The sequence below is a fragment of the Bacillus sp. 22475 genome (genome assembly GCF_052044835.1).
Lineage (GTDB): Bacteria > Bacillota > Bacilli > Bacillales > Bacillaceae_G > Bacillus_A > Bacillus_A cereus.
Map to the genome: position 1 here is coordinate 1 of NZ_JBQENW010000035.1, position 9,281 is coordinate 9,281.

The window sequence follows — 9,281 nt, forward strand, 5'->3', positions numbered from 1 at the left end:
TGTTTTGTTTTTTGAAAAAGCGCGTATAAGCATCCGCAAGGTTGCGAACAGACGACTGAATCGCAATACTATCCACTTCTTTTAGCCAAACAAGCTCTTTCTTCATGGCAGGTAGTTTGGCAGAGCATGTACCATAGGTCAAGCCTTTTCCTGTTTCTTTGTATGCGTGATCCCATAAGGATAGGAAATGATTGAATACAAAGCGAGAACACCCAATCGTTTTGTTGATTAGAATTGCTTGTGCTTGATATGGATAGATACGAAACTTATAGGCTTTATTCATCATTATTTGATTCACCTCCATTTTGGTATATGACTATTTTACACCGAACGTACATTCGATATGTAGTGGAGTAACACTTTCTGTATGTCGAACAATTAAGATGGCTTCCTGCCATCCCTTTGTTCGAAGCCAATTCATCTCCCACTCACTAGGCTGTGCCCCTTCACGCTCCTTGAGGAAGGAGTCTTCTTGGCTAAAATGATAAATATATTGTGTAAAGGAGCTTTTGATAGATTACTTATTATCTTACCTGAAGAAATCTCTTAAGTTGATGGATGTGTGAACGTACCGCTACTAAAATTCTTGCTTTTAAATCATTATTACTGTATTATATTTACGTGGTAATATAAGGATTATGGTATATAAAATGGAAACTTTAAATAGAAGCTTATTCACTCTCAATAATAGGAGTTAGTGTTCTAGAATATAGAGAAACAAGGCACCGTACAAAGTAATCTGACAACCCTAAAAAATATTGTATATTGTTTGCCCATCTTCAGCTACAATAAAAGAGCCTTACCTCTCTCGGCAAGACTCTACTAGTTTAGTTGTATAATATTTACATGATAACTAAGAAACAGAAAACATATAACACCAAATAGCAGCACCCTATTACTCCTCCTACAGCTAATACCTGTTTAACCCAACTCTTAAATTTTTGATTACTGTAAATCGCTTGCACTCTTTCCATATTTCCTCCTATTAAGGAGAACCCTTATAGACTCTCACCTTGCTATGGTAACATTAAAAAATGGCTAATAGAGGCCTAATGTATAAATATGCAATATTGCATACATAAATATATTGTTATTATTGTAAACGCTTACTATAATGAGGTTATAAAGATTCACCACATTTTAATATGAAAAAGGAGGAGAGAATAATATGGAAATCGCAATGGCAGTTTTAAAATTTATAGGTGGAGCAATCCCATTAATTCAAGAACTTCTAAAAGCATTTATGTAAATTCACTATTTAGCAATTATTTATAAGATTTATCATACAAATGATCTGTCTATCAAAGATGAATTGATTTACAGATCATTTGCGTGAGCAAGGTCCCTTTAACATGATTAAGGGACCTTTTTAAATTTTTAAGGTTACGTCACACCAACATCAAGTTAGCAAAACCAAATGAAAAATACACTTACGAATTTGAAACGATTGAATTAAAGAACTTGATGTTAGTGTGGTTAACAGAATATGAAAATCACTTAAGTGAGGTTCTCTTTATTCAACCATTTAACTTACTAACAATTTTCATAAGATACTTACACACTGCATTTAGGTAAAGAAATACCGAAATGTGTTTTTTTCTTTGTACTATCTAAATTTATGCTCCCTCCATGTTTCTCCACTATATGCTTAGCAATAGTTAATCCAAGACCTGATCCCCCATTATTTTCTCGAGAATCATCTACTCGAACAAATGCATCAAAAATACTTTGTTTCATATCCTCAGGTATTCCAATTCCATTATCTATAATGTTTATATATACTTTGCATTCATCCTCAATTAACGATACAAACACGGTCGTACCTGCCGTATTATACTGTAGAGCATTAGATATTATGTTAGAGATAGCACGGTATAGTAACCTGTTGTTAATTGGAGCAATCACTTCTTTAGAGGGAATTTGATATTGAAGGATTAAGCGCTTGGCTTGGAATAAATCATAATATTCTACAAGCAATTCACGAATAAACTCAGATACATCAGTTGGATGTACTTCAAAAGGGTAATCAGAATGCTCTAATTTAGACAGTTCAAAAATATCTTCAGTTAATACCGCAATGATTCGAATCTTATTATATATTACATTCAAAGTTCTTTCTCTTTCACCCTGTTCTGTAATGATCCCTAGTTGTAATGCTTCAACATAACCTTGAACGGTTGTAATTGGTGTCCTTAAATCATGAGACAAATCTACAAGCATCTTCTGCTTGGTTTCTTCCAACCTTTTCTTCTCTTTCTCTATTTTATCGAGTTTTTCCGACATAACATTAAACGAATGCTGTATTTGCATTAACTCAAAATATGTTTCATAGTTTAACCTTTTATCATATTTCCCACTAGCAATTTCCTCAAATCCAGTTGCTAGTTTATCCAATGGCCTGGTTATTTTCCTAGCAATTTGCCTACTAAATATATATACATTCATAGAGAAAAATACAAAAAATAAAGCGATTGTAGAAAAAAATATCTTATAAAAAACATATACGTATTCCTCATTTTTATCAGAAAACGTATATTCATACTTTATTGCTTTTTTAGGAACCTTAACAAGGCAATATAATGTATCACCTTTTTCCGTTACAAATGTTGCTACAGATGAATAATAAGGAAGTTGATCATTATCAAAAAATAAAGTAGTAAATTCTCTTTGTGAATATGATAAAAGCTTATCCTTCTTTTCCCCTTTGGTATAGATAACTTGTAAATTTTCATTAAGAATTTCTACCCAACCACCAAATGATTCTATTGATTCTGAATTAATAGTTTTAAAGTTTTCACGCACTACTTCACTTGCTTTTAAATTATTTAGCTCTCCTAGTTGCTTTTCTGTTTGGTACATCAAAAATATAAATAAGATTATCACCGTGAAACCTATTGCTAGTGCAAATATAACGTAATTTTTAATTAAGATATATAAAACTTTATTTTTCATAAAGTTCTTCCTTCCTAGCAAATCTATACCCAAGTCCCCGGATCGTTTTTATATAAACTGGATTCTTAGGAGAATCCTCTAATTTCTCTCGCAGTCTACTAATATGAACCATAATCGTATTATCATCTGCACAGTAATAATCAGACCATACACTTTCAAAAATTTGTTTTTTAGTAAATATTCTCCCTGGTTCCTCCATAAAAAGTGTTAAGATTTTATATTCCGTAGCACTGAGAGTAATGGTTTCGCTTGATTTATAGAGTGTACAAGAATGATGATCTAATACTAAATCACCCATATGAATTTGCTTCTCCTTACCTTCTACAGCCTTATCATTAAATTCATAGGACCTTCTAAGGTGAGCTTGAACTCTAGCTATAATTTCTAAAGCACTAAATGGCTTTGTAATGAAGTCATCTGCTCCAATCCCTAAACCTATAATTTTATCTACTTCTTGAGATTTGGCTGACAATATAAGTATTGGGAATTGTAACGTCTCACGAATCTTTTTAATTAATTGATAACCATCCATTTTAGGCATCATAATATCAACGATAGCTAAATCAATATGATTTTCTTCTAGACACTTTAAGGCAACTTCCCCGTTTAAAGCCTCTACAACAAAAAAATTTTCCATTTCTAAAAAAAGCTTTAAAAGATCAATAATATCTTTGTCATCATCAACAATTAATATATTTTTTTTCATACTCTCCCTCGCATCGGTCAGAATTTTCAAAAAATCTATTTAAGGTTATTGTAAGGTAAATGAAAGTGACATGAAAGACTAACCGTTTAATATACAGGTATGAATTAAAGAAGGAGGCATTATCACATGAAAAAATTTGTTGGAATTGCGTTAGCAGCTACCATTGGAATTGGAGGTTTAGGAACTTTTGCTACTACTAAGACTCACGCTGCAGTAAACAATCAAGAATCAACAAAATCGGTTTATCAAGTATCTGACGTGCAAGGTGAATTTATGCACATTAAAGTGGGGAAACCTTGGTCAATGACGCCAAGCGGAAAACAATACAAATATGTCTTATTTAGTGAAAACAAAATTTATGTAAACCCTAAAACTGGTGTAGTAACAGCATATGAAGAAGGAGCAGCTGAAGGCAGAGTACTCGATAAAAATGGAAATGTTGTTGCTATTTGGTATATCACGGCTTTTAAATAATGAAGGATTAATTTTACAAGGTCGAAAAGAGCATCTTTAAGTTTATTATGAGAGTATTAAAAGAATTTCAATACTTGTAATTACCCTAAAATAAAAAAGCTTATCTTTTAACACGGAATGATAAGCTTTTTTATTATTCTTTTCATTTTTTGTTTTCGGAAGTATTTCTTTAAGTTGATAGTAATGCGGTGCTATTCCATCACTATCTACAACTATATAGTATCCCAAAACGTAAACAACGGGTTGCATTTATATAATTAGGTTTTGGAGAATTGATAATTTTGTTTAGGGATACTTTACGATTTTAACTTGAATGACATATAGTGTTATTTTTAGCATTCTAAATAATCGGGTTCAATGTATTTTTCTGTTTCAGGAGAGCTTTTAATTTCTATAGGATATTTCTTAAAAGCTACAACAGTAATCCTATCTTCTTGAACTAAACTTCTGGATTCATTTATAGAAGAGAAACCTGTTCGCGTTAAAAAATTGTATAAAGAGGATTTTGTCATCCAAAAACTAGTAACGTTATCTAATGATGCCCATTTTGATTTTAAACGTTCTTCTATTGATGAATTAGCAGAGTGTTCTAGCATTGTGTGTCCCTTATATTCATAATTTTTATAAAGTACTGATACATTAGGAGTAGAAGTGATATGAGTATCAATTATTACAAACCTTTTGCATACTTCATACACTTTTTCTAAAAAGGGGAATACATCTGAGCAGTCTAAATGATATAAAATACCAGAGCATAAAACAATATCAAAATGACCATATTTTTCAGCACTTAAATTTCTTACATCATCTTGATAAAAGGTTAAGTTTTCCAACCTTAATAAATCTTTAGCGAATATAGCTTTTTGTATGTTTGATTCTCTTCCTTCTATCCCTACAACAGTTGCTCCTTGCATAGCAAACTCAATAGCGTAATGCCCCTCTAAACAAGCTAAATCTAAGATTCGAAGATTTTTAAAATCACATTGTGTGATATCTTGAATCATTGTCACAATTTTTTTTAATGCAGGATTTGGTTGTCGAATATCTCTTGTATATAGAGTATCCGTTAATTTAATATCATAAGCGGTCCATTCACCATATTTACGAATAATGTTTTCTTTTTCGAGAACAAAATCTTTCATGATACAATTCGCCACCTTTAACATAATATTATGTGTAATATATACCTTAATAAGATCAATATATGTGTGTATAACTTGTATTTAGACGAAGGTAAACATTTTAAAGCTTCTCACTTTATCATGTGGTACGTCCACGATTCCTTCTTTTTGGGAGCCACTCGCAAATTTAGAACAATATGCAGCTCAAATAGTCAACTAATTAAACTACCTATTCATCTCATCTATCTAAATTATAGAAATAATTCTAATTTAACTAATTAAGATTTTTTCTTTTACATATAAAATCTTATTATATTCATTTTTAGCCATAGCCAGTGCAAATGTCATAATGATAAGTGGGACACCACATTGCTATCAAGCTAAGCAAACAAAATACTCCTTAAAATAAAATGAAAAAATACATTATTTTTTCTTATAAAAGAAAAGCAAAGAATAAACTTTAATATGTATTAATCCAAACAAGAGAAGATGATTCATGTGAAACAATTTACTAAATTTCCTCTGACATTTTTAGTTATGTTCCTAGCCAATTTAGCGAACTATTATTTTATCCTATTTATGTAATAATAAAAGCCTTCCTAATTATAGGAAGGCAACGTTCTAAAATGAAAACCTATATTTGATTACTAATTAAATTACCTCAAACTGATAATATACACTTTTCCCATTCTCCCTAGTTACTTTAATTTCAGCAAATCCTTTACCAATGACATCCATTCTAACCTTTCCATTGCCCTGTACTGTATATTTGACAACTTTTTCTCCATCTATTGTTGTATGCTTTGCTGCAACTCCATCTTCTGTTCTAGATTGACCAACACGCCAACAGTCACTGCACTTTTTTGTGCTCTTAGATATCATTTCATTTTTTACATGTACGCTGTTAGTAGATGCATCAGCAATACCATTTGTACTCAACAAAATTATGGAAGTTATTAAACCTATTCCCAGTTTCTTTAACATTATTTCATCCCTCCTGTGATAATTCATAATTTTATATTAAACTGAGATTCTTTCAGGTAACTTTCATTTACCTTACAATAACCTTAAATCCCTTTCTGTAGATATCGAATTCTTTGGAAGAAAGAATTCACATAGTTTATATTGATTTTTTTAACATGGCCATGTGGATTGGCCCTACATTATTAGCTATATGTTCCTTTCCGTTCATTTTCTGCTATTAGTTCATGTGTTAAATAGATCAAATACATAATGACTGAGAGAATTAGATAACTAGCAGTTTTACCTTTATCAGCAATTAAATGCCTTGCTTCGACTAGAATCACTTTTATTATTAACAAAATCTCACTAGCTCAAATGTAATAACTTATGAGTATAAGAATATTTTCTGAGCTTTAATATAATGTAAAATTAGTAAGAAACTTATTTCATGAAAAAATGTTAACTATTAAAGAATTAGAAGTGATTATATGAATAAATTATTACTATCGTGTTTATTAGCTACATTCTGTCTAAATATCGCAGGATGTTCTAATGATATGACTATACTAAAGGATAGTTCTAAACCTTCAACACCTACGAAGGCGAAATGCATTAACAAAGCTTGGTACAAAAAACATATGCCATATAATAGGTTATGCTAAAGATCATAAGGCGAATATGAATGTATATAGTAAACAACATATAAAAACATTGTAATTAATTGTTATAAATCTACCTAAAAAGACTATCAATAATGGTGGTCTTGTTTATATTGGTGAAATTGTACTAGAATGATAGAATAGATTTAACTGTATGACGTAGGGTGGGTGCTGTCCTTTCTCTTTTTTATGTAGAGGGAAAGTAGGTGACTCCTATGATGGAATATTTACTGTCTTTGCTACAGAATTTATTGAAAGTATTTCTAGGAATTATTGTTATTGGTTATGGAAACAAGCTAGTGAGTAATATTAGCAAAACGCAAAAGAACCTCCCTACGCCGTCGGAAGCAAAAGGGAAGTTCTAGAAAAAGAAAATAAATTTATTTAGTAACTACCCGCCTTACGGCAACAGTTACCAGAAGAGATGTATCAAGCATCTCTTCTTTTATTATATACCCAAGGTATTACTGTAATACTACTGTAGTAATAATTATATCAAACGAACATAAAGTAATCTAGCAACTTGACCACGTGTAATACTATCCACCAAAATCATATGTACCATTTTCCATAATCAGCTACTATACTTTCCCTTTTTATATCTATGTTTTCTTTATATAACCAAATGATCAATAAGAACATCTTTAAAGATTGTATCTGTCCGTAGATTTGCTAAAGATATTAAAGTTGTTGCTGCAAATACTGTACCTAAAAAAGTTGTTTCATTTTCACGCTATTTCCCCTTCTTCTCCTAATTATTTTTACGAATGAAAATATACTTTATTTTCCAACGTAATCATAATAACATAAATACATTATATTTATATATATATTTATTTATTGTTTTTAATGATAAAAATACTAATCCCCCAGAACACTATAGACTCACCAAAAAACTCTTCTTGGCTATAGAAGAGTTTTTACTACGACTTCACTGTTAAATAGCATTTTCCTTTATTTCAAGTAAATGTCTGCTGTATTCTTTTTAAACTAGCCGAGATATTGTTTTAGTATTTCTAGCCCTATTTTCAACTCTTCTAATGAGTTTGTAGAGGATAGAGCAACTCGTAAATACTGATTAGGCATGGTTTGTGCGGTAATAAAACGCTCGGAATGAAAAACCCGAATGCCGTGCCTCTCCAAATCTGTTTCTAATTGAAATGCATCATAATGATTTTGAATAGGTAGCCAACGGTAAAAACTAAAAGGATGCCCGACAGGCTTGTTGGAAGAAAAATATCCTGAATAAATTTCGTTTGCAGACTCTGCTAAAAATTTCTTCTGCTTAACAATTTCATGAGCTTTTCCTGATAACACTAGCTCTGTTATCACCTCTACGTCTAAGGAAGATGTTTTAACATTGACATTAAATATAGCCTTTAAAATATCCTTACGTAAGGCATCTCCGAATACCATATAAGCAACCCTTAATCCTGAACAAATGCACTTAGAAGTTCCACTAATATAAACACTTTGTTCTGGAAGTAAATTAAACATTGGTTGCTCATAATCAGAAATAACCCCTGCTGTCAAAAATGCATGAATATCATCCTCAATCAAAATTATTTGATGCTTTCGAATGATTGCTGCTAACTCTTTTTTTCGAAAATCTGAAATCATAATCGTAGTAGGATTAGAGCAAGAAGGCATTAAAAAAATACCATGAATATCCAATTGACTACATTGCTTATCAAGTTCACCTGGGAGCATTCCAAATTCATCCCCTTGAATGGGTACTAATTGAATATGTAGCATTTTTGCCAATTCGATAAAATTTGAATAGGTGTATACATCAGTTGCAATTCGGTTTCCAGGTTTAAACAACGCTGTCAATGTAATTGCTAAAGCATTTTGTGCCCCCGAAACTATTGCTATATGGTCTTGATCCACATTAATGCCGAAAGACTTCATCCAATAGAGACCTGCCGTTTTTTGATGCGGAAGACCAGTTGGATCATTGTAATTTAATAGCTGCTCTAAATATTTTTTATCTACGACCTTTTGAATAGTCTCTGCGACAATACTATTAGTTTGCTCAAATGATGCTACTAATCCAAGATCAATACAGTTTCTGATTTTCTCTGTAGAAATAGTAATGGAACGAGTTGCATTAGGAGCTACAAAAGTTCCACTCCCTGTGATTGCATAAATTAGGCCTTTAACTTCACATAGTTTGTAAGCTCGGGTAATTGTTGTAAAGTTTAAATCTAAAAAATCTGCTAATAGAAGTGGATAGTATTGCGATGCAGTCGTCTGTTCGCAACCTTGCGGATGCTTATACACGCTTTTTCAAAAAACAAAACAGCGCACAGCGTGTTCTTTCTAGAAGAATGAAAGGATCTTCTCGCTGGAATAAACAACGAGTAAAGGTAGCTAGAATTCATGAATACATATCAAATACTAGAA

The 9,281-nt window shown here is 31.5% G+C and carries 7 protein-coding genes and 1 pseudogene; 2 read left to right on the plus strand and 6 right to left on the minus strand.

What is annotated here, in order from left to right:
* A partial coding sequence (locus ACTJJY_RS28315; RefSeq protein WP_440607139.1) for a helix-turn-helix domain-containing protein occupies positions 1–286 on the minus strand: 286 nt, incomplete at its 3' end.
* 776 nt (positions 287–1,062) lie between these two features.
* Here ACTJJY_RS28315 and ACTJJY_RS28320 point away from each other — a divergent pair.
* A pseudogene (locus ACTJJY_RS28320) lies at positions 1,063–1,249 on the plus strand (hypothetical protein).
* 305 nt (positions 1,250–1,554) lie between these two features.
* Here the strand turns inward: ACTJJY_RS28320 and ACTJJY_RS28325 are convergent.
* Together ACTJJY_RS28325 and ACTJJY_RS28330 are read right to left on the minus strand one after the other, a co-directional pair.
* Positions 1,555–2,952, minus strand: coding sequence for a sensor histidine kinase (locus ACTJJY_RS28325; RefSeq protein WP_440607140.1), 1,398 nt, complete (start codon positions 2,950–2,952; stop codon positions 1,555–1,557).
* Positions 2,942–3,658 (minus strand): response regulator transcription factor, encoded by a 717-nt coding sequence (locus ACTJJY_RS28330; RefSeq protein ID WP_153218487.1) that lies wholly within the window; start codon positions 3,656–3,658, stop codon positions 2,942–2,944. The genes ACTJJY_RS28325 and ACTJJY_RS28330 overlap by 11 nt, the downstream gene beginning before the upstream one ends.
* Positions 3,659–3,784: 126 nt before the next feature.
* Between ACTJJY_RS28330 and ACTJJY_RS28335 the strand changes: the two genes are divergently transcribed.
* The gene (locus ACTJJY_RS28335; protein ID WP_047387924.1) at positions 3,785–4,132 is read left to right on the plus strand and encodes a hypothetical protein; all 348 of its coding nucleotides are present in this window, start codon (positions 3,785–3,787) and stop codon (positions 4,130–4,132) included.
* 332 nt (positions 4,133–4,464) lie between these two features.
* Here the strand turns inward: ACTJJY_RS28335 and ACTJJY_RS28340 are convergent, their stop codons facing one another.
* From ACTJJY_RS28340 to ACTJJY_RS28350, 3 genes are all read right to left on the minus strand, one after another.
* Positions 4,465–5,274 (minus strand): class I SAM-dependent methyltransferase, encoded by an 810-nt coding sequence (locus ACTJJY_RS28340; protein ID WP_000651395.1) that lies wholly within the window; start codon positions 5,272–5,274, stop codon positions 4,465–4,467.
* A 630-nt stretch (positions 5,275–5,904) separates the two neighbouring features.
* The gene (locus ACTJJY_RS28345; protein WP_440607141.1) at positions 5,905–6,237 is read right to left on the minus strand and encodes a hypothetical protein; all 333 of its coding nucleotides are present in this window, start codon (positions 6,235–6,237) and stop codon (positions 5,905–5,907) included.
* A gap of 1,628 nt (positions 6,238–7,865) precedes the next feature.
* Positions 7,866–9,158 carry a PLP-dependent aminotransferase family protein gene (locus ACTJJY_RS28350; protein WP_440607142.1) on the minus strand — a complete coding sequence of 431 codons (1,293 nt, stop codon included), beginning with the start codon at positions 9,156–9,158 and terminating at the stop codon, positions 7,866–7,868.
* Positions 9,159–9,281: the final 123 nt, after the last annotated feature.